Origin of the sequence: Hymenobacter aquaticus (genome assembly GCF_004765605.1) — a bacterium.
GTDB lineage: Bacteria > Bacteroidota > Bacteroidia > Cytophagales > Hymenobacteraceae > Hymenobacter > Hymenobacter aquaticus.
In genome coordinates this window covers 1,077,209-1,096,856 of sequence record NZ_SRLC01000001.1, presented here as the reverse complement: position 1 = coordinate 1,096,856, position 19,648 = coordinate 1,077,209, and the positions used below count along the sequence as shown (strand labels likewise).

The following is a 19,648-nucleotide window of genomic DNA, read 5'->3' as shown; positions in this document are numbered from 1 at the left end:
GATAACAGCCCGCCACCACTGGATTCAGAATGGAAGCAGCCGCTAAAAGTTGGGCGGCGTCAGGTTCTTGAAGTGCCCGTTGAGCCGGGCGCGGTCTTTGAGCCGCTCGGCCTCGATGATGACGGGCAGAATCCGCTCCAGATGCTCCAGCACCAGCTGCTGGCGCTCCAGCTCGCTGGTAGCCTCCAGCAGCTGGTATTCCTGCTCGGTCGAGAGGCCCAGGTTGTGGGCAATGTCGTAGACGCGGTAGGCCGCGGGCAAATCCACGAACAGCTTGCGCAGCCCCAGGGCCGTGTAAAGCTGCTGCACGTATTCCGTAATGCGCGCCTTCAGCTCCGGATCCTGCTCGGGGTCGTCGGCCACGTCGTCGATGGTGCCCGCGGCGTAGAGCTTGCCGGGGGCCTGCCGGTAAAATTCCCGGATCCGAAACACGCCCACGGCTTTGGTGCGAATGTCCAGTTCCCCGTTGTCGTACTGCTTGTCGATGCCGAGCAGGCGCATTTCGGTGCCCAAATCACTGACGCCCTCGTTCAGGTAGGGCGGAATACCAAAGGTGATATCCGAGGCCACGCAGTCCTGCACCAACTGGCGGTAGCGGGGCTCAAAGATGTGGAGGTTGAGTTTTTCACCGGGAAAAACCACGAGGTTCAGCGGAAACAGGGCTAATAGGCGCGACATACAGGTACAACAAGCGGAGGTACAAAAGGTACGGGCAAAAGCCGCCGGGGTACGGCGCGGCGGCCATATTTCCGCTATTTTTGCGGCGGGTGCCCCTATTGGGCGCTGAACCTTTTCCGCAGCGCGTGACAACATATCAACGGTATTGGCAGCAGGCCTGGCGGGTCGCCTTGCAGGTGGCCGCCGCCTTATTTCTGGCCTCCATTGCCTGGGTGCTGGTGTACCGCTGGGTGGCCCCGCCCGCTACCTGGCTGATGCTGGAGCGCCGCGCCCACGCCCCGGTGGGCAAGGGCTACTACGGCATCCGGGAGCAGGAGCGCCAGGTCAGCTACGACTTCAAGGGCCTCGACGAGGTGTCGCCCCACGTGCCGCTGGCGTTGATTGCGGCCGAAGACCAGCTGTTTCTCAAGCACCACGGCTTCGACTTCAACGCCATGCAGCGCGCCGTGAAAGTGAACTGGGACGGCAAGAAGCTGGTGGGCGGCAGCACGATTTCGCAGCAGGTCGCCAAAAACGTGTTTCTCTGGCACGGCCGCAGCTACGTGCGCAAGGCCGCCGAAGCCTACTTCACCATGCTCATCGAACTGCTCTGGAACAAGCGCCGCATCATGGAAATGTACTTGAGCGTGGCCGAAATGGGCGACTGCACTTTCGGGGTGGAGGCGGCTTCCCAGCGCTACTTTCACAAGCCGGCCAGCCAGGTAACGCCGGCCGAAGCGGCTTTGCTGGCCGGCGTGCTGCCCAACCCGCTCCGGTTTCGGGCCAGCAACCCCGGCCCCGCGGCCCGCGCCAAGCAGCGACGCGTGATGCGCAACATGCGCCGCCTGGGTGGCACCACCTACGTGCGGGAATTGATTGAAGATTAACCAGCCTGCTCTTATGAAAAACGTTCTTGTTGCCACCAGCTGTAGTCTGCTGCTCAGTGCCTGCGCTACCGTGCGCCCCGCGGCTACCCGTGCTACCATTCAGCAGGTGCTGGCCACCCAAACGGCCGCCTGGAACCGCGGCGACGTGGCCGGCTTCATGCAGGGCTACTGGCAGTCCGACTCGCTGGTGTTCATCGGCAAGCGGGGCCTGACCTACGGCTGGCAGCCCACCCTGGACAACTACCGCCGCAGCTACCCCGATGCCGCCGCCATGGGCCAGCTCACGTTTTCTAACCTGCGCATTACGCCCGACGGCCCCGAAACGGCGCACGTCGTGGGCCGCTGGCACCTGGCCCGCCCCGCCGCCGGCGACCTGGAAGGCCATTTTCTGCTCGTCTTCCGCCGCCTCCAGGGCCAGTGGGTCATCGTCGCCGACCACTCCAGTTAATGTGCTCAGGTGCTAATGTGGGGAATGTGCTAAGGCCAACCTCGTGTCATGGCGAGGAGGCACGACATTCCGCTCCTCAAGCGGCGTCAATCCGCCCGCTGCTGATGACAAATTTATTTTTACCAGAAAGCCCTTTCCCGTTGCGACGAGAAAGGGCTTTTGCGTGTAGCACGAAGTTCTACTTCGCACGGCGTGCTAGGACTATCGTTGTAACGGCGCGGACGTCTCGCGAAGTAGAACTTCGCGCTACGTGCTCAAGTATCAGGGCTTGCCTGAGCAGTAGCACATTCCTCACATTAGCACCTGAGCACATTATTCAGTGGTTTCGTCTTTGTGCTTGTCCTCGACTACGGCCGGAATGGCTTCGGTGTAAATCAGGCCGGCCTTGGCGGCGTGCTCGGCGGCCTGCACCGTGTCCTGCACCAGCAGCATTTCCACCTTGTCGCCGCGCAGCTCTTCCGAGACGCGCTCCACCAGCGCGGCCCGGTCGGGGCGCAGCACGTCGCGGATGTAGATGGCCAGCACGCGGCCCGGATGGCGGCGCACCACTTCGCGGTAGATGTTGGCGTCTTCCTGCCCACTGTCGCCGATGAGCACGAATTGTAGCTTGGGGTAGGTCAGCAGGATGTTGTCGATTTCCTTGAGCTTGTGCCCGTGGTGCTCCGAGGTGTCCTGGGCCGACTTGCGCACCACGGCGAAGTCGCGCAGCAGCAGCGGGCCGGGCGGAATGTCGTTGAGGTTGAGGAAGTCCTCGAGCAGGTCGTAGAGGTTCCAGGGGCTGCTGCTGACGTAGAAAAACGGGTTGTTGCGCTTGCCGTTGCGGCCCAGCTGCAGGGCCCGGTAAAACTCGGCCACGCCCTTGAAGGGCAGGCGGGAGCGGGCATTGCGCAGCAGCACCGTGCGGGCCATCCGCAGCATGTCGGTGGCCGAGGTCTGGATAACGGTGTCGTCCAGGTCGCTGATAATGCCATATTCGGCATCGGCCGGCGGTATCAGCACCGGGGCGTGGGCGGCCAGGCCGGCGGGCAGGGCCAGCGGACTGGGCACGGCCTTGAGCAGCACTTCGACCGGGTACCACATAAAGTCGATGGGCTCGGGCAGCTGCCGGGGCTCCAGGTTGAGGCTGAAATACCCTTCCTCGTCGGTCACGACCAAGTGCTCGGACGCATCGGCTGGGCGCACCAGCAGCTGGGCGCCGGCAATTTCGTTGCTTTCGAAGCGACGGTACATGTCAAGCAGGTTGTGCCAGCGCGAGTCGCTGGGGTCGGGCTCGCCAATGCCTTTGTCGGTGAGCAGGCGGCCTTTCACGTAGAGGCGCGTGGGCGTGCCGTAGCTGCGGTAGGGAACGATCTGGAGCGGGTCGAGCAAACCCAGCCGGGTACGGGCCCGCAGAATCAGGTCGTCGGCTTTTTCGGCCCAGTCGCCGAGTTTGTTGAGAAAAGGAGCCATAGGAAGCGTAAAGAAAGCAAATGCCGGGGTAGTGCTTACGCAGGGCCCCACCCCCAGAGTTATACCCGGCGGGCCCAAAAACAAAAAAGCCAGCTACCGGGGCAGCTGGCTTTCGAAAGGAGAGGGGCAGGGCCCTGGGGCCTTACAGCACGCTTTTCAGTGCGTTCAGGTTGGCGTCGTTCGTGGCTTTGCCCTGGCAGTTCAGCTCCTTGGCTTTGTTCTGAATGGCGGCTACCCGGTTTTCGGGGTTGGGGTGGGTGCTCAAAAACTCGGGCGTGCCGCCCGCGCCTTCCTGCTGCGACTTGATAAAGAAGCCGGCCGCGCCGTCGCAGGAATACTGGGTGCCGTTGAGGTAGACCACCGAGTAGTCGTCGGCGTCGCGCTCATAGTCGCGGCTGAACTGCAACGAGCCCAGGCCGGTGGCTATCTGCGCCAGCTGGCTGGGGTTGTCGCCCAGCAGCAGGCTCAGCAGAATGTCGATGCCGTACTGCTTCTGCAGCAGCTGGGAGGTGTGCCGCCGGTCGGCGTGGGCAATTTCGTGGCCCAGCACGCCGGCCAGCTCGGCTTCGTGGTCGAGGTACTTAATCAGGCCCGTGTACACGTAGATGTGGCCGCCGGGGGTGGCAAAGGCGTTCTGGATGTCGTCCTTCTGCACGATTTTCACGTCCCAAGTGAAGTCGTCGCGGTGGGCCAGCTTGCCCGAGTTCAGCACCCGGTCGACGACCACCTGTAGGGCGGCGTAGGCCTGGGGGTTGCTGGCGCGCTCCAGCAGGCGGCCGTTTTTGGCCGGGTCGGCCCGGAACATCGAGTCGGTCTGGGCCGCTACTTTGTCGCCGAGGGCTTTGTCGTCCTCCACCGAGAAGAGCAGGATATTGTCGCCGTCTTTGGAGCAGGAGCTGGTAAAGCCCAGCCCGGCCACCAGGGAGAAGAGGAAGAGAGATTTGAGGAATGCGCGCTGCATGGAAAGGAAAGGTTAAACAGGGAAAAAGAAGCGGAGTGCAACCGGCAAAAGAAAAAACAATGCCAGAAAGGCCCGGCTTCGATACGCCCCAACGGCCCCCCGTGTTGCTGCCGCGGCGGCCGCAGCCCGCTTCGGCGGGCGTTTTCCCCTGACGCAGAGGGCGCTTAAAAAGCCCGAAAGCCGCCGCTGCGGGCCCGGTGCGGCCGGCGGGGGGCCACCCAAAAAATACGGTGCCGGCCCCGGTCGGGCTGCTGCCCACGGGTGGGGCTGACCCCGGCCGGCGTTTCTGCGTAGAGAACCCCGGGCCCGTCAACGTCTGCGGGCCACTCGTATCTTCTCTATGCCCACCTCCGCCGCTCCCCGCCCCAAAACCAAGAAAAAGCACCTGGCACCCCAGGATGAAGCCCACATCCTCTACAAAGACCCCGCCCGGCAGGCCGAGCTGGCCGGCCTGCGCTACCTCTCCGATACCAAGCCGGGCCTCACGCGCAAGGCCGGCCGCACCGGCGCCTTCAGCTACTTCGACGCCAAGGGCGAAAAGGTGACCGATGCCAAAGTGCTGGCCCGCCTCCACGGCTTCGTGATTCCGCCGGCCTGGACCGACGTCTGGATTGCGCCCTCGGCCAATGCCCATTTGCAGGTAACGGGCCGCGACGCCAAGGGCCGCAAGCAGTACATCTACCACCCCGCCTGGGACCAGGCCCGCAGCCTGACCAAGTTCAGTCGCCTGCGCGCCTTCGGCGAAAAGCTGGCCGAGCTGCGTCAGCACATGGCTCAGGATCTGAAACGCCCCCAGCTGGACCGGGAAAAAGTCGTGGCCCTGGTGCTGACCCTGATGGACCAGTCCTTTATCCGGGTCGGCAACAAGGAATACGCCAAGAAAAACAAGAGCTACGGCCTGACCACCCTGCGCGACCGGCACGTGCAGGTCGCCGGCGACGAAGTGAACTTCTCCTTCGTGGGCAAGAAGGGCGTGGCCCACGACGTGAGCCTGCACAACCGCAAGCTGGCCCGCCTGGTGCAGAAGTGCAAGGAAATACCCGGCCAGCACCTGTTTCAGTACTATGCGGCCGATGGGCACCGCCAGGAGCTGGAGTCGGGCGACGTGAACGAGTACCTGCGCACCGTCACGGGGCTGAACCTCTCGGCCAAGGACTTTCGCACCTGGGGCGGCACCGTGAAAATGGTGGAATGCCTGGAGGCCGTGCTGGAGCAGGAGCCCGATCTGCCCAAGGAAAAAGTGCTGAAGCGGGCCGTGAAAGACGTGGCCTCGGGCCTGGGCAACACGCCCACCGTGTGCAGCAAGTACTACATTCACCCGCAGGTGGTGGAGCTCTTCAACTCGGATAAGCTCATCGAGTACCTGCGCCGCCACAACGCCGACCCCCAGGAACACGACCTGCTCACGCCCACTGAGCACATGGTGCTGGATATGCTGGCCGAAGTCGAGCGGGCCAAGTAGCCAGGCTGTACCCAGGGTGTAGAATATTCTGGCGAACTGCGGGTTGTTTTCTACAGCTTTTGTAGAATATTCCGGTGAAGTGCGGATTGTTTTCTACAGTTCTTGTAGAATATTCTGATGAACTGCGGATTGTTTTCTACACCCTCAGCTACTGCTAAACGAGAAAGAGGCTGCCAGATACCTGGCAGCCTCTTTTCGTATGCTCAAAACGGAAGTTAATACCCTTCCCGGTCGTAGGCGTGCATTTGCACGCCCGAGCGGGTCTGGTCCTTGAAGTCGTGGCCCGGCTCGATGGTGTTGCCCCGCTTGGTGTCGTAGTAGTAGGTCATCTTGCCGCCCCGGCGCACGCGGGAGGTATTGACTACCGCGTCGGCGTTGGGCCCGCCGTAGATGTCGACCCGGATGCTGCGCTTCACCTCGCCGCTCACCTCGAACCGGTCTTCGCCGCCCAGTCCGTGCAGCACGATGCGGCGGGTTTCACCGGGGCGGAAGCTGCGCTGGTACAGGGGCGTATCGGTGGCCGACGCGCCCTTGTCCGCAATCCGGTAGACGCTCACTACTGTAGCCGTGTCGGAAGCCCGCGTCACGACGAACCGCTCGGCCTGGTCGGTGCCGGCCACGGTCACGCGGCGGGCCAGCAGGCGGTAAAACGTATCGGCGGCCTTGGGCAGGGCCGCCCGGCGGGCCCGCAGCGCCGCCGCCGTACGCGCGCCTTCCAGGGCGTAAACCGGCGCCGGAAACTGGTGCAGGGCCTGGTCGATGACGGCGTCGGTGAGCCGCTGCTGCAACTCGTGGGCCAGCTGCTGGAACTGCTCCCGCGTTACTTCCGACAAGGCCCGCTCATCGATGAAGCGGGCGTTTTTTACCAGCCCTTCGATGTCTTCGTACTGGGGCTTGAAGGTGCGGAACTTGCGCACGGCCCAGCGCCGGCTGGCCAGCCACGGAATCAGCCCGTCGCTGAAGCGGTAGAACACCTGGTCCCGGTCTTTGGGCACGGCCCGGTACAGGGTGCGGCCGTTCTGCTCGTACACGGCCCACTGCCACTGGCCCTCGTGCCGGTCCCAGTCGCCGAGCCAGATATCCAGCAGCCGCGCCCGGGCAAAAGCCAGCTGGTCGAGCTGGTGGGCGGGGTCAGCGTAGCGGGCGGCCAGCACGTCGTCACTGTCCTGCAAGTCGCGGGCGGCCCCGAAGGCGGGCGTCAGGTTTTCCTTCCCGTCGTATTTCTCTTCCAGCATCACCACTTTGCCCTGAAACAGGTTGGAGGAAGGGCCCAGCCGGGTTTCGGTCGGGGGCACGTAGTAGGGCCGCGGGTTGGTGTGCAGCACGCCCGCCGCCTCGGCCAGGGGCGGCACTACGAAGGCGGCAAAGGGGTTGGCGGCCGAAGTGGCGTCGCGCACCACGTTCAGCACAAACGATTTGCGCATCACCTTGGGTAGGGTTTTATACGGGTCCTTATCGAGGGTGCGCAGGGCGTATTCCCGGCCCTTGGGGCCTTCCAGCGTGATGCTCGTACTCTGGAAGCCCCCGCCCATCTTGCCCGCCGTCAGCCCGCCCGGCACCGTTTTGCTGAGGTCGAACACCGGGACTACCACGGGCGTGGCCCACACCTGGCGGTAGTGCTTGCCCATAAAAAAGTGGTGAATCGGGCCGCGCAGGTAGTGGCGGCCCACCGTCACGCGGGCACTGTCGGGGCTGGCCGGCTGGGGCCCGCCGGGCAGGCGGGCGTCGGGCTGAAAATAGTGCTGCCGGACGCAGCTGGAAAACAAAAGCAGGAAGAAAACCGGGGATAAACGAGTCGTCATTGAAGCGGGGAAAAGCGCGGCTTGAGTCCTTCAACGAAGCTGCGCGGTAAAGGTGGGCGCTAAAGCAAGCACAACCGCTGGGCTTTGGTTTGCGCTATAAGGGCGGGATGGGCCGCGGCCCGTCATTTTTCCGCCCTTGTTCACCTGCTTCGTGTCCTTTTCCTACCGTGTCTGGAATCCCGCCGTGCTGAGTACCGCCCTGGGCTGCGGGCTGCTGTTTGCCTCCTGCTCCGCGCCAGCCGCGCCGGCGGCGGCCCCTCCCGTTATCAGCCCCGACTCCACCGTGCGCGTGGCCGCCGGAGCCCAGTACCTGCGCGGACCGGTGCACCGCTTTTTCTGGGGCAAGCACTACCGCCGGATCTGGGCCACGCCCGTAGAAGCGCCCGTGTTCAACCTGCGCACGGCCGTGCCCGGCGGCCTGACCCCGGTGCGGGAGGGCGGCAGCTTCCAAACCAAAAACCTGCGCCTGCTCGACCGCAACGGCACCGAGTACGTGCTGCGCTCCGTGGATAAGGATGCTACCAAGGCCCTGCCCGAAGGCCTGCGCGACGGCCCCATCGGGCGGCTGATGAAGGATCAAACCAGCGTTATCAACCCCTACGGCGCTTATATCGTGGCCCCGCTGGCGGCGGCGGCGGGCGTGTACCATACCAACCCGCGGCTGGTGTACGTGGCCGACGACCCGGCCCTGGGCGAGTTCCGCAAGAGCTTTGCCAATGCCCTCTACCTGTTCGAGGAGCGGCCCGAGGGCGACCAGCGCGGCGTGAGCAGCTTCGGCCGCTCGGCCAAGGTGGAAAGCTCCCGCAAGGTGTTTACCAACCTGGCCTACAACCCCCGGCACCGCATCGACGCCCGCTGGTACCTGCGGGCCCGCCTGTTCGATATGTGGCTCGGCGACTGGAGCCGGCGCGAAGACCAGTGGCGCTGGGCCAGCTTTCCGGCGGCCGGCGGCGCTACCGTCTACCGCGCCATCCCGCGCGACCGGGACCACGCCTTTTTCAAGTTCGACGACGGTTTTTTTACCCACATTATCGGCTGGGTGAAGTCTAACTACCAGAGCTTCCACCAGAAAATCCGCCTCAGCGACGTGGAAGGCCTCAACCGCGCCGCCCGGCCCATGGACAAGTCGCTGCTGGTGTATCTCACGGCCCAGGATTTCGAGCAGGTCGCCGACTCGATGCAGCGTAGCCTGTCCGACCCGGTTATTGCCGATGCCCTGGCCCTCTGGCCCAAGGAAGTGTATGCCCAGGCCGGCGGCGAATTCACGGAAAACCTGCGCGGCCGCCGCGACCAGCTCAAGGCCGTAGCCGCCCGTTTTTATGAGCTGCTGGCCCGCGAAGTTGAAATTCCGGGCACCGACCAGCCCGAGCGGTTCGTGCTGGAGCCGGCCGGCGCGGGGCAGCTACGCGTGAGCCAGTACAGCCTGCACGCCGGCCGCCCCGACAGCCTGGTCGGCCAGCGCACGTTTTCTTACCAGCAAACCCGCTCCATCAAGATCTTCGGTCTGGGCGGTAACGACGTGTTCGAGCTGCGGGGCCTGCCCGACCACCGCTTCGCCATCGGCATCTACGACGGGGCCGGCCAGGATAAAGTGGTGCTGCAAAACGCCGCCGCCGACAAGCCCGCCAACGTGATGGTGTACGACAGTGGCGACGGTAACCTCATCACCGTGGCCAAGCCCGTGAAAGTGGAACCCTACGTGCCCGCCGCCACCGAGTTTGACGCGGCCGGCTGGCTGCTGCGGCACCGCTTGTTTTAACCCGGGCATTGCGGATGAAAAAGCCGGTCCGCAGCTCAAGCCCGTTAGCAGGAGCGGATCCACCGCTCGGCCGCACTGCTGTCTTCGAAGTAGCGCACGATGAGGGGCACCGGACCCAGCTGCCGGACAATGTGGGTGAGCGAAATCTGGCTGAGCACGTCGTGGGCCTGCACCAGGGCGCAGCACCGGTAGCCGGCCTGGGCCACGGCGCGTGGCACCCAATCCTGCGAGAGCCACTCCTGGTCCGAAGGCTGAATGGGAGGTAGCAGCTGATGATCGGACAGCACTTTGGCAAAGCCCTGCTGGCGCAGCAAGGTCAGCACCTGCTCGTACACGGCCCGCAGGGAGCTGCTGCGAATCGGCACCGGATTCCAGTCGATGCGGACGTAGCCGTCGGCGTGTTCCACGACGCTGGCCAGCTCGTTATGATAGTACAACGAGGCGTTGTTGGGATAAAGCAGATGCGCCATAACTACACCTTGCGCAGGGCAAGCCTAAAAGGATCAACAAATGCAATAAGGTGGTAGCGGGGCAACGGGAACGGGGTAGCTATAAGTACGGATAATTTTGCCGGAAAGCCCACTGATCCGGCTGTTATTTTGCGGGGTTTATTGCTTTTTAACGGGGCGCGCCGGGCCGGACTGCCAGCAAAATGCTGGCAGTAAGCCGGATAAATAAGCGGGCTGCTGACTAAAAAGCGTAGGCGTAGGTGCGCACCCAGTGCCGGGCTTCCTCCACGGTCTGGAAATAAGCGGTGCTCAGCGGGGCCAGGCCCGTGGCGTTGTGCATCACCCGGGTCACGCCCTGGCGGTTGAGCACGTCATCCGACTCGACTACGGCCATGTGCAGAATATCGAGCCGGGAAAAGCGGGGAAACCAGTCCGAGTTGATCCAGTCCTGATCCAGGGGGCGAATGACGTGCATCCGCTTGAGGTTGCCGATCCAGGCCCGGACGTGGTACTGCTCGGCCAGCTGCAGGCCCGTATTCAGGCCGGTGCGCAGCTGCGGGCTATTGGCGAAATCGAGCCATTCCAGCTCCAGGGCGTGGGCGTAGCCGTCGTGGTGAATACGCAGAAAGGGAGAAGTAAACAATGTTTGCATAGCATCAACAGTTTACGAGGCGGAGAGAACGGAGTACTGGGCATTGAATATAGTAAAAGATATATTAACGCCGGCTCAACGGGTTGACTTTCTCCCAAAAGCCCGCGAGCCGGCGGCGCATGCGCCGCCGGCTCGCGTCGGATAGGAAGCCGGGCGGGGCTACTTGAATACCTTCACCTTGTCCTTGTGCTTGGTGCGCAGGTATTGCCGGATGATCTGCTGCACGTCCTTGTTGTCGTTGTAGCGGGTAATGACCTCCTTGAAGTCGTTGAGCTTGCGGGCCGAGAAGTCGGAGTCCACGTAGCCGAAGCCCAGGTAGCGGCCGTGCTCCACCACCACCACGGTTTGCTCGTCGTCGCGCCGGCCTTTGCCAATCACGACGAAGGAGCCGTGCTCGTAGGTGAAGCTCTCAATGGCTTCCTCCACGCGCTTGTTGTATTCCTCGGCCGGCTCCAAACCCAGGCAGGCGCCCTTGCAGCGGTGCACCTGGTAGTCGAAGCAGGAGCCGGTGGTTTTGTACAGGTCGCAGAGCTTCTGGCACAGGTTGAACTTGGCCACCTTGTGAAACAGGAAACCCTTGGCCTTGTACTGGTTGCCCAGGGCAATGAGCGGGTGCGACTCGGCGTGGTCGTCGGCTTTGCCGTAATACAGGCGCTTGTAGCCGTTTTCGTCGGTGCGCAGGAAGATGCCGGCCGGAAACACCGAGCGGCGCTGGGCCCGGTTATACAGCGGCTTCATCCGCTTGATTTCCGCCGACTCGTAGAGCAGCGCCACCAGCTCCGAGCCGGTCAGCTCCCAGGTGATGTCGGAGATGCTGTTCTTGAACTCCAGCGACTTGCGCGACTTGTAATCGACGGCGAAGTGCTGCTGAATCCGCTTGTAGATGTTGATGCTCTTGCCGACGTAAATAACCTCGCCCTGCTCGTTGTGGAAGTAGTACACCCCGGCTTCCTGGGGCAGGGCGGCCACTTTCTCGGGGGTGATGTTGGGCGGGAGCAGGGCCGTGCGAATGGCTTCCTGCACGGCCGCTACCCGCTTCGGGCTGGGCTGCTTGGCTGGTTTCACCGCTGGCGCGGCCGCCGGAGCGGTGCCCTTCGGCGCGCGCCCCACGGGCGCCAGCGCATCAACCGAGGCCAGCGTGTCGGCGGCCGAAATGGTGGGGTTGCGCAGCACCTCGTCCTGCTGGCTGATTTTGAGCAGCCGGTCAAACAGGACGGCCGTGGCGGCGGCGTCGCCGGCGGCCCGGTGCCGGCCCTCCAGCGGAATACCGATGTTCTGACAGAGCTTGCCCAAACTGTAGCTGGGTTGGCCCGGAATCAGGGAACGGCTCAGGCGCACCGTGCACAGGGTTTTGCGCGAGTAGTTGTAGCCCAGGTCGGCAAACTCCTTTTTCATGAAGGAATAGTCGAAGCGCACGTTGTGGGCCACGAATACGCAGCCTTCGGTCAGCTCCACAATCTTGCGGGCCACCTCGTGAAACTTGGGCGCGTCGCGCACCATGTCGTCGGTGATGCCGGTGAGCTGGGTGATGAAAAAGGGGATGGGGCGCCCGGGATTAACGAGCGTACTGTACTGGTCAACGACCTTTTCGCCGTCGTGAATAAATATGGCTACTTCCGTGATGCGGTCCTGCGTGGGCTGCCCTCCGGTAGTTTCAAGGTCAATGATGGCGTACAAAAGCGGCGCGGATTCAGGTAAAAGAAGATGCTAATTTGATTGGTAACAAAGATAACACACTTGAAGGTTGCAGCCCGGGAAGTTTGCCCGCGGCCCGCCCGCGCCGGTTGGTGCGGTGTAGTACTCTGCCACTGCTTTCGGCCCTGCAAGCAGTTGACCTGCTGGCGCCGCCCCGGAAAAAGGGTGAGCCACGGAAAACCCGCGCAAAAAAAGCCCGCCGTTGCGGGCGGGCTTTTTTTAAGGAAGAAAAGAGAGCCTAGCGGCTGCCTTTCTGCTGGGTTACCCAGTTTTTGGCCGACAGAATTTCGCTGTGCTGCTTTTCGATGACGGTGCGGGCCTGGGCCGGAATTTCCTGCGACTTCAGCGCCGTTTCGTAGGCCGAGAGGGCCGTGGCGTCGCCGGTTTCGCACTCGCCCAGAATGGCCGAGTCGTCCTGGCCCGTAATGGCCGATTTGATGTTGATCCAGCCGCGGTGTACGGCGGCGGCGGCATCGGCCACGACGCCTTCCAGGGTATTGCCGTCTTCGGTATTAATGCCGATCTGCTGGGCCTGCTGGCTGAGCTGGGACGCAAACTGGGCGCGCTGCTGGCTCAGCTCGCTGAGCTTCGACTTCAGGTCGGGGCTGCTCACGCCTTCGGCGGCTTCCTGGTAGCCCTTGGCGGCCGTTTTGTTGATTTCTACGAGGTCGTTATAAGCGCGGGCGGTTTCTCCGGTGATAATTGCCATAAGACAAGAAAAGGTTAGGTGGAAGTAAGGATTCAGAAAGTCGGCGCGTGGTGGCCAACCTGGGCTTTTATACCCCGGGCCCGACGGTAGGGTTACTAAAAAGATGTTATAAAATTTAGGCAGGGTTGGTCAATACCAAGACCCGTAAAGCAAAACTACCCCGCCGGCCAAGGCCGACGGGGTAGCAAAAGAAGCCCGAAAAGGGGTGGGCTAGTTGGCCGTATCGGGCTTGCGGCCCAGCAGCCGCTGCCACCAGCTGAGCTCCTTGTTTTTGTCTTTGTCGGGCTTGGTGGAGTCTTCACCCTCGGCCGTGTCGCCGAGCAGAAAGCCCCAGGGCTCGGTGGTTTTGCTGGCGTCGAGCACCACCTTGATGACGGCCATAATCGGAATGCTCAGAATCATGCCCGGCGTGCCCCACAGCTCGTTGCCCAGAATCAGGGCCAGGATGGCGGCCAGCGGGTTGATGCTGACCTGGGAGCCGGTAATCATGGGCGTAATGAAGTTGCCTTCCAGAAACTGCACGAACACGAACACGCCGATAACGCCCAGGGCCTGCAGCGGGGAGCCGGTTTCGACCAGCGTAATAATGGCCGGAATAGTGGCCCCGATCATAATGCCGATGTAGGGAATGACGGCCAGCACCGAGGCGAAAATGGCGAAGAAGATGGCAAACTTCACGCCCAGCGCCACCAGCCCGATACCGTTGAGCACGGCCACGATGACGATGACCTTGAGCAGGCCCGAGATATACGCCTGCACCACGGTCTGAATGTTGTCCACGGTGTGCAGCACCATCGTGCGCTTGTCGGGGGTCACGAAGCGGAACATGAACTGCCGCAGATGGTCGCGGTAGAGCAGCAAGCAGAAGATGTAGATCAGCACCTGGGCCAGGTTGCTCAGGGCGTTGGTGGTGGTGTTCAGCGTGGTGCCCAAGTAGGTGCCGCCCGACTTCTTCAGGGCCTTCACCGTCGACTCCTTCACTTCCTCAATGCTCATGGGCTTGTAGCCGAAGCGCTGGTGGGCCCATTCCTGGGCCTGGTTGAAGAACTCCATGGTCTTGGTCTGCAGCTTGGGAATCTCGTCCTTGAACTGCGTCAGCTGGGAGCCGAAGGCCAGCACGATGCCCGCGAAAATGACGATCAGCAGCAGCAGACACAGGATAATGGCCCAGATGCGGCCCAGGCCCTTGCTTTCCAGCCACCGGCAGATGGGCAGCAGCAGCAAGGTAAACACCGCCGCGAAAGCCAGCGGCAGCAGCACGTCGTCCAGGGCCTTGAGCGCATACACCAGCAGCACCCCGGCCAGCAGCACGAAGGTAAACTGCACGATGGGCCGCTGCTTGACTTCGGGCTGGGGCTTGTGGCCGGAAGGAGGCAAATGATGTTGGGTAACGGGAGGGAGCATATTGCTAATCGGGTTGGAGAGTGTAGGGGTGGGTAAAAGCCTCGCTGGAAAGCAGCAGGCGGAATTTAGGCGGAACCTTGCCGTGGGGCTTTAGGTTGTGAAGAACGGTTTTGCTAACTTTAGTAGCGAAAACAAAGCGCGGAAAACGCCAATTTTCTGCGTTATTTTACCTCAAATTTGATTTGCGAAAAGTACAATGGCTGACGAAGAACTACCCATCGCTGCAACTCCCGACCACGGCTACACCGAGGACAGCATCCGCTCCCTCGACTGGCGCGAGCACATCCGGCTGCGCCCCGGCATGTACATCGGTAAGCTCGGCGACGGTTCAGCTTACGACGATGGCATCTACGTGTTGGTAAAAGAAGTTATCGACAACTCCATCGACGAGCACGTGATGGGCCACGGCCGCACCATCGACATCAAGATTTCCGACAGCCGGGTGCAGGTGCGCGACTACGGCCGCGGTATTCCGCTGGGCAAGGTGGTGGATGTGGTCAGTAAAATCAACACGGGCGGCAAGTACGATTCCAAGGTCTTTCAGAAGTCTGTGGGCTTAAACGGGGTCGGCACCAAAGCAGTTAACGCCCTGAGCAATTACTTTTTGGTGCAGAGCGTGCGCGAGGGCCAGCTGAAAGCCGCCGAGTTTGAGCGCGGCGTACTCAAGCAGGACCCCAAGCCGGTGAAAACCAGCCAGCGCAACGGCACGCTGATGGTGTTCCAGCCCGACGACACGATTTTCAAGAACTACCGCTTCATTCCGGAGTACTTGGAAAACCAGATCTGGAACTACGTCTACCTCAACGCGGGGCTGACCATCAACTTCAACGGGCAGAAGTACTACTCCGAAAACGGCCTGCTCGACCTGCTGGCCCGCAAAGCCGACGCCGAGACGGTCCGCTACCCCATCATCCACCTCAAGGGCCCCGACATTGAGGTGGCCATGACCCACGGCAACGACTACGGCGAGGAATACTACTCCTTCGTCAACGGCCAGTACACCACCCAGGGCGGTACCCACCTGGCGGCCTTCCGCGAGGCGGTGGTCAAAACCGTGCGCGAGTTCTTTGCCAAGACCAACAAAAGCAAGGAGTACGACGCGGCCGACATCCGGGCCAGCATCGTGGCCGCCATTTCGGTGCGGGTGCAGGAGCCCGTGTTCGAAAGCCAGACCAAAACCAAGCTGGGCTCCATCAACATGGGCGAGGACGGACCCACGGTGCGGGGCTTTATCCTGGACTTCCTCAAGGAGCACCTCGACAACTACCTGCACAAGAACCCCGTCGTGGCCGAGGCACTCAAGAAGCGCATCGAGCAGAGCGAGCGGGAGCGCAAGGACATGGCCGGGGTGAAAAAGCTGGCCAACCAGCGCGCCAAGAAAGCCAACCTGCACAACCGCAAGCTGCGCGACTGCCGCTTCCACCTCGGCGAAGGCAAGCAGGAAGCCGAAGCCCTGACCACGCTCTTCATCACCGAGGGCGACTCGGCCTCGGGCTCCATCACCAAGAGCCGCAACGTGGAAACCGAGGCCGTGTTCAGTTTGCGCGGCAAGCCCCTGAACTGCTTCGGGCTCAAGAAGAAAATCGTCTACGAAAACGAGGAGCTCAACCTCTTGCAGCACGCCCTCAACATCGAGGAAGGCATCGAGGGCTTGCGCTACAACCGCGTGGTTATTGCCACCGACGCCGACGTGGACGGCATGCACATCCGCCTGCTGCTGCTGACCTTCTTTTTGCAGTTCTTTCCCGACCTGGTCCGCAACGGGCACGTGTTCATCCTGGAAACCCCGCTGTTCCGGGTGCGCAACAAGAAGACCACCATCTACTGCTACAACGAGCAGGAAAAGCAGGAAGCCATGCGCAAGCTGGGCCGCAACCCCGAAATCACCCGCTTCAAAGGCCTGGGCGAAATCTCGCCCGACGAGTTCGGCAAGTTCATCGGCGACAACATCAAGCTCGAGCCCGTGATTCTGCAGTCCGACCGCAGCATTCAGCAGGTGCTGACTTACTACATGGGCAAAAACACCCCCGCCCGCCAGGAATTCATCATCGACAACCTGCGCCTGGAGAAAGACCTGGTGACCTCCGACGTGCTGCCCGTGAGTGAAGTGGCCGAGGAAGACCTGGCCTTCGCCTAAACGATGCATTGTACATCTTAGTCCGTACTAAGCATACATAACTCAACTACGATGAAAGCGGGAAAGAAACTGGCTGTTACACCGGAAGCAGGTACTCTAACTGTAGAACGCCTAGTAAAGCGGGTTGTAAAGGGGCAAGTGCGAATTCCTGCTTTTCAGCGGCCGCTGCAATGGGGTGCCATTCAAGTGGTTGCCTTGTTTGATAGCATATATAAGGGGTATCCCATTGGCTCTTTGCTACTGCAGAAACGAGCCGCTCCGGCCGAGCTGCTATCAATTGGGCCACTAACAATACAAGCTCCGGATACACCAGACGCATTCTGGGTGGTTGATGGTCAGCAGCGTCTTATTTCCCTGGCAGCGGGGTTAGCCCGGAAGTTGCCGGTTCCCGAAAAGCCCATTGATGCCTATGTGGTGTATTTCGATGCGCAAAACCAGACGTTTGCATCTCCTCCCTATAATGGAAGTGTGCCGAGCACTTGGGTTCCGGTAGCGCAATTGTTCGATTCAGCGGTGCTGAGCGAATGGGTTTATGGGTGGCAGCACGTACATGACGCTGAGTTGCGAGGCGCAGTTTTTGAAGCTGGTCAGCGGCTTCGGGAGTACAACGTGCCACTTTACACCATTGAGACAGAGGACGAAGAGGTTCTGCGCGATATTTTCAACCGTACAAACACGTACGGCAAGAAAATGAGCTGGCCAGATGTTCATGCAGCCTTATTTGGTAACAAGGGTAAGTATCCTTCCACTTTGCCACAATTAGCTGAAGCCCTTGAAGCTGAAAAAATGGGTAGCCCCACGTTGCGCAACCTTCTTACTTACGTAATGGCCTCCCGTGGACTTGACGCATCTCGTACGTTGGCAGAACATGAACGTCGGGGAGACGAAGCAATGGTTAAAATGGAAGATGCCGTACATGATGCATTACCCGTCATTGTTCGTGCTCTGAACTTCCTGCGTCAGGAAGCCGAAATACCGCATGTAAAGCTCCTGCCGCTGGCTTTGCCAATGGCTGTCCTAACCCGGTATTTCAGCTTATTTCCTCATCCTTCCGAACGCAGCTTGGAGTTGTTGACGCGTTGGACGTGGCGTGTGTTGTTAGGCGGCGCTTTGTTTGACGAGCGAACTATTCTCCGGCATGGCGTCCTCACGCTGGAGGATGGTAACGACGAAATGCAGGCCCAGAAATTACTGCGTTTAATACCGCATGAGTTGCCGGGCCAGTTGCGCTATGCGCTACCAACCCGTTTCGACGCCCGAGCCGCCGAAAGTCGGCTGGCTCTGTTGGGTATGTACTCATTGCAACCACTACTCGACACTGGCGAGCCGGTGGACTTAGCGGAGTTGTTGGCAAGCCGAAAAAAAGCGGGGCTGCGAACTATCATTCCCGCGAAAGCCAGCAGGAGCGAGTTGATGACTAGTCCCGCGAATCGGATGTTGCTGCCGGGAACCCAGCCCACTAACGAGCAGCAGGATCTATTTGAAGAAGACGAGGAAGGCCAATACCAGCGGGGTATTTCCTATGAGCAATTGCGGCAATTAAATTATGCGGATAACAAGAAATTCCTCGCCTCCCACGCCATTGATGAGCCCGCCTTTGCTGCTCTGCAGCAAGGTGATGCCGAAACGTTTCTCCAGCGGCGGCGCAATATAGTACAGACAGCTGTACGCAACTTAGGCGACCGGCTAGCCGCCTGGGGGCAGCCCGACCGAGTGTCCATCGACCAAATTGTGGCAAAAACGCTACAAGCGGAGTAATGCAGATTTTCGACGTCTTCATTAATGGCGTGCTGGCAGGCAAGATTGGGCGGCCGCCCGGCCAGCAAGTGGTATTCACGCTGCTGGATGAGTATCGTCATCTCTGGCCGCGCCCGGTGCTGGGCCAACAGTTCGAGGATAAGCCCAAAGCAAGATACGTGGGCAAATCACAGAAACTGCCAGCCTTTTTTGCCAATCTTATTCCCGAAAAGGGACCCCTGCGGCAATTAATTGAACACTCACTGGGGCTTACCTCTCGTGACGACCTGGCTCTATTGGTGGCATTGGGTGAAGGCTTGCCCGGAGCCGTAGAAGTGCGTCCTGGCACGGAGGGAGCACATTTATTGGATGCTACACAACCGCTGGTAGCCGATGCTGCGGCTGAACCTCTGACAGATGAGGTGGCAGCGTTTCGATTTTCGCTAGGTGGGGTGCAGATGAAATTCTCCGTTCTCCTGGATGCTGATAAACTGCGCCTACCGATGCGCAATGAGCTAGGCAACTGGATTGTGAAGTTCGGCTCGGCCACGTACCCAGATCTACCCGCCAATGAATATGCCATTATGCAGTGGGCAGACAAAGCAGGGTTCGAGGTGCCAGAGTGTCGATTACTGCCGGGGGCATCATTGCCGGAGTTGCTGCGCACCCAAGTAGGTATGCATGAGGAAGTTTTTCTGATTCGGCGATATGACCGAATTGGTTTCCAACGAATTCACCAAGAGGATTTTGCCCAGGTAGCCGGGCTTCAACCCGACAAAAAGTATGACCATTGGTCTTATGAAACCTGTGCCGCGATAGTACGCCAAGTAAGCGGAAATGCTCAGTACGAAGAGTTTATTCGACGCTTGGTTTTTATGGTAGCTTCGGGCAACACCGATGCCCATCTAAAAAACTGGTCGTTTCTATATCCCGACGGTGTTAATGCCGTACTCACTCCCCTGTATGATCAAGTGGCCGTAGTGGCTTGGCTGTCACCAGAATGGGCTTTGCACTTTGCCGGTTCCAAGCAACCAGATAAGACGGATGAGGCTGCGTTCCGCCGCTTGGCGCAAGCAAGCGGCGGCGACCCTGAACGAGTGATGCAGCTAGTAAACGAAACCTTGTCTGAAATTGCAAAAGCCTGGCATGAAGGCCGAATATTTGAACTGCTACCCAGTAAGCACGTTGAAATACTGCGGCGTTTTTGGACCAAAGTGCCTCTGCTGAGAGGCATTTTAAAGTAAATAATTGACAACCTGCGCCTGGAGAAAGACCTGGTGACCTCCGACGTGCTGCCCGTGAGCGAAGTGGCCGAGGAAGATCTGGCCTTCGCCTAGCCGCCCCACGGACACCATTTACCCCAACGCCCCGCTTCTCTCCGGACAAGTGGGGCGTTCTGCTGTCAAAAGCCCGGGGCAACGAAATCCGGCCAATCAGGCC

16 protein-coding genes are annotated in these 19,648 nt (G+C 60.9%); 7 read left to right on the top strand and 9 right to left on the bottom strand.

Annotated elements, in window-relative coordinates; translation table 11 throughout:
- Positions 1-42: 42 nt before the first annotated feature.
- Positions 43-678, bottom strand: a complete 636-nt coding sequence (locus E5K00_RS04415) for an LON peptidase substrate-binding domain-containing protein (RefSeq protein ID WP_135462050.1) — start codon at positions 676-678, stop codon at positions 43-45.
- A gap of 125 nt (positions 679-803) precedes the next feature.
- On the opposite strand from E5K00_RS04415, the gene mtgA reads away from it, so the two are divergent.
- Together mtgA and E5K00_RS04405 are read left to right on the top strand one after the other, a co-directional pair.
- Entirely contained in the window at positions 804-1,544 is a 741-nt protein-coding gene (gene mtgA / locus E5K00_RS04410) for a monofunctional biosynthetic peptidoglycan transglycosylase (protein ID WP_135462049.1), read from the top strand.
- A gap of 13 nt (positions 1,545-1,557) precedes the next feature.
- Positions 1,558-1,992 (top strand): YybH family protein, encoded by a 435-nt coding sequence (locus tag E5K00_RS04405; protein ID WP_135462048.1) that lies wholly within the window; start codon positions 1,558-1,560, stop codon positions 1,990-1,992.
- Positions 1,993-2,304: 312 nt separating this feature from the next.
- On the opposite strand, the gene E5K00_RS04400 is transcribed toward E5K00_RS04405, so the two are convergent.
- Together E5K00_RS04400 and E5K00_RS04395 are read right to left on the bottom strand one after the other, a co-directional pair.
- The gene (locus E5K00_RS04400; protein ID WP_135462047.1) at positions 2,305-3,441 is read right to left on the bottom strand and encodes an App1 family protein; all 1,137 of its coding nucleotides are present in this window, start codon (positions 3,439-3,441) and stop codon (positions 2,305-2,307) included.
- Positions 3,442-3,583: 142 nt separating this feature from the next.
- Positions 3,584-4,402: a M48 family metalloprotease gene (locus E5K00_RS04395; protein WP_135462046.1), complete on the bottom strand. Its 819-nt coding sequence runs from the start codon at positions 4,400-4,402 to the stop codon at positions 3,584-3,586.
- Positions 4,403-4,742: 340 nt separating this feature from the next.
- Here E5K00_RS04395 and E5K00_RS04390 point away from each other — a divergent pair, with 340 nt between their 5' ends.
- Complete coding sequence (locus E5K00_RS04390; RefSeq protein ID WP_135462045.1) at positions 4,743-5,864, top strand: DNA topoisomerase IB; 1,122 nt, start codon at positions 4,743-4,745, stop codon at positions 5,862-5,864.
- Between the two features lie 215 nt (positions 5,865-6,079).
- Here E5K00_RS04390 and E5K00_RS04385 read toward each other — a convergent pair whose 3' ends face one another.
- Positions 6,080-7,666 (bottom strand): hypothetical protein, encoded by a 1,587-nt coding sequence (locus E5K00_RS04385; protein WP_135462044.1) that lies wholly within the window; start codon positions 7,664-7,666, stop codon positions 6,080-6,082.
- A gap of 151 nt (positions 7,667-7,817) precedes the next feature.
- Here E5K00_RS04385 and E5K00_RS04380 point away from each other — a divergent pair, with 151 nt between their 5' ends.
- Positions 7,818-9,425: a hypothetical protein gene (locus E5K00_RS04380; RefSeq protein ID WP_135462043.1), complete on the top strand. Its 1,608-nt coding sequence runs from the start codon at positions 7,818-7,820 to the stop codon at positions 9,423-9,425.
- Between the two features lie 44 nt (positions 9,426-9,469).
- On the opposite strand, the gene E5K00_RS04375 is transcribed toward E5K00_RS04380, so the two are convergent.
- The 5 genes from E5K00_RS04375 to E5K00_RS04355 form a co-directional block, all read right to left on the bottom strand.
- Positions 9,470-9,895, bottom strand: coding sequence for a hypothetical protein (locus E5K00_RS04375; RefSeq protein ID WP_135462042.1), 426 nt, complete (start codon positions 9,893-9,895; stop codon positions 9,470-9,472).
- Between the two features lie 220 nt (positions 9,896-10,115).
- Positions 10,116-10,526 carry a hypothetical protein gene (locus E5K00_RS04370; protein ID WP_135462041.1) on the bottom strand — a complete coding sequence of 137 codons (411 nt, stop codon included), beginning with the start codon at positions 10,524-10,526 and terminating at the stop codon, positions 10,116-10,118.
- Positions 10,527-10,685: 159 nt separating this feature from the next.
- Positions 10,686-12,203 carry an exonuclease domain-containing protein gene (locus tag E5K00_RS04365; protein WP_135462040.1) on the bottom strand — a complete coding sequence of 506 codons (1,518 nt, stop codon included), beginning with the start codon at positions 12,201-12,203 and terminating at the stop codon, positions 10,686-10,688.
- Between the two features lie 256 nt (positions 12,204-12,459).
- Positions 12,460-12,930, bottom strand: coding sequence for a ferritin-like domain-containing protein (locus E5K00_RS04360; RefSeq protein WP_135462039.1), 471 nt, complete (start codon positions 12,928-12,930; stop codon positions 12,460-12,462).
- Between the two features lie 210 nt (positions 12,931-13,140).
- A complete protein-coding gene (locus tag E5K00_RS04355; RefSeq protein WP_135462038.1) occupies positions 13,141-14,334 on the bottom strand; it encodes an AI-2E family transporter in 1,194 nt (397 codons plus the stop codon).
- 196 nt (positions 14,335-14,530) lie between these two features.
- On the opposite strand from E5K00_RS04355, the gene E5K00_RS04350 reads away from it, so the two are divergent.
- The 3 genes from E5K00_RS04350 to E5K00_RS04340 are packed head-to-tail and all read left to right on the top strand — an operon-like array spanning position 14,531 to position 19,452.
- Positions 14,531-16,471: a DNA topoisomerase IV subunit B gene (locus E5K00_RS04350; RefSeq protein WP_135462037.1), complete on the top strand. Its 1,941-nt coding sequence runs from the start codon at positions 14,531-14,533 to the stop codon at positions 16,469-16,471.
- A gap of 51 nt (positions 16,472-16,522) precedes the next feature.
- Positions 16,523-18,229, top strand: coding sequence for a DUF262 domain-containing protein (locus tag E5K00_RS04345; RefSeq protein WP_135462036.1), 1,707 nt, complete (start codon positions 16,523-16,525; stop codon positions 18,227-18,229).
- Complete coding sequence (locus E5K00_RS04340; RefSeq protein ID WP_135462035.1) at positions 18,229-19,452, top strand: type II toxin-antitoxin system HipA family toxin; 1,224 nt, start codon at positions 18,229-18,231, stop codon at positions 19,450-19,452. The genes E5K00_RS04345 and E5K00_RS04340 overlap by 1 nt, the downstream gene beginning before the upstream one ends.
- Positions 19,453-19,648 lie beyond the last annotated feature (196 nt).

What these genes read in the sequence shown, in the direction of transcription:
- E5K00_RS04415 (WP_135462050.1), bottom strand. Translation starts at nt 678, where the DNA reads ATGTCGCGCCTATTAGCCCTGTTTCCGCTGAACCTCGTGGTTTTTCCC.
- E5K00_RS04405 (WP_135462048.1), top strand. Translation starts at nt 1,558, where the DNA reads ATGAAAAACGTTCTTGTTGCCACCAGCTGTAGTCTGCTGCTCAGTGCC.
- E5K00_RS04400 (WP_135462047.1), bottom strand. Translation starts at nt 3,441, where the DNA reads ATGGCTCCTTTTCTCAACAAACTCGGCGACTGGGCCGAAAAAGCCGAC.
- E5K00_RS04395 (WP_135462046.1), bottom strand. Translation starts at nt 4,402, where the DNA reads ATGCAGCGCGCATTCCTCAAATCTCTCTTCCTCTTCTCCCTGGTGGCC.
- E5K00_RS04390 (WP_135462045.1), top strand. Translation starts at nt 4,743, where the DNA reads ATGCCCACCTCCGCCGCTCCCCGCCCCAAAACCAAGAAAAAGCACCTG.
- E5K00_RS04385 (WP_135462044.1), bottom strand. Translation starts at nt 7,666, where the DNA reads ATGACGACTCGTTTATCCCCGGTTTTCTTCCTGCTTTTGTTTTCCAGC.
- E5K00_RS04375 (WP_135462042.1), bottom strand. Translation starts at nt 9,895, where the DNA reads ATGGCGCATCTGCTTTATCCCAACAACGCCTCGTTGTACTATCATAAC.
- E5K00_RS04370 (WP_135462041.1), bottom strand. Translation starts at nt 10,526, where the DNA reads ATGCAAACATTGTTTACTTCTCCCTTTCTGCGTATTCACCACGACGGC.
- E5K00_RS04360 (WP_135462039.1), bottom strand. Translation starts at nt 12,930, where the DNA reads ATGGCAATTATCACCGGAGAAACCGCCCGCGCTTATAACGACCTCGTA.
- E5K00_RS04355 (WP_135462038.1), bottom strand. Translation starts at nt 14,334, where the DNA reads ATGCTCCCTCCCGTTACCCAACATCATTTGCCTCCTTCCGGCCACAAG.
- E5K00_RS04350 (WP_135462037.1), top strand. Translation starts at nt 14,531, where the DNA reads ATGGCTGACGAAGAACTACCCATCGCTGCAACTCCCGACCACGGCTAC.
- E5K00_RS04345 (WP_135462036.1), top strand. Translation starts at nt 16,523, where the DNA reads ATGAAAGCGGGAAAGAAACTGGCTGTTACACCGGAAGCAGGTACTCTA.
- E5K00_RS04340 (WP_135462035.1), top strand. Translation starts at nt 18,229, where the DNA reads ATGCAGATTTTCGACGTCTTCATTAATGGCGTGCTGGCAGGCAAGATT.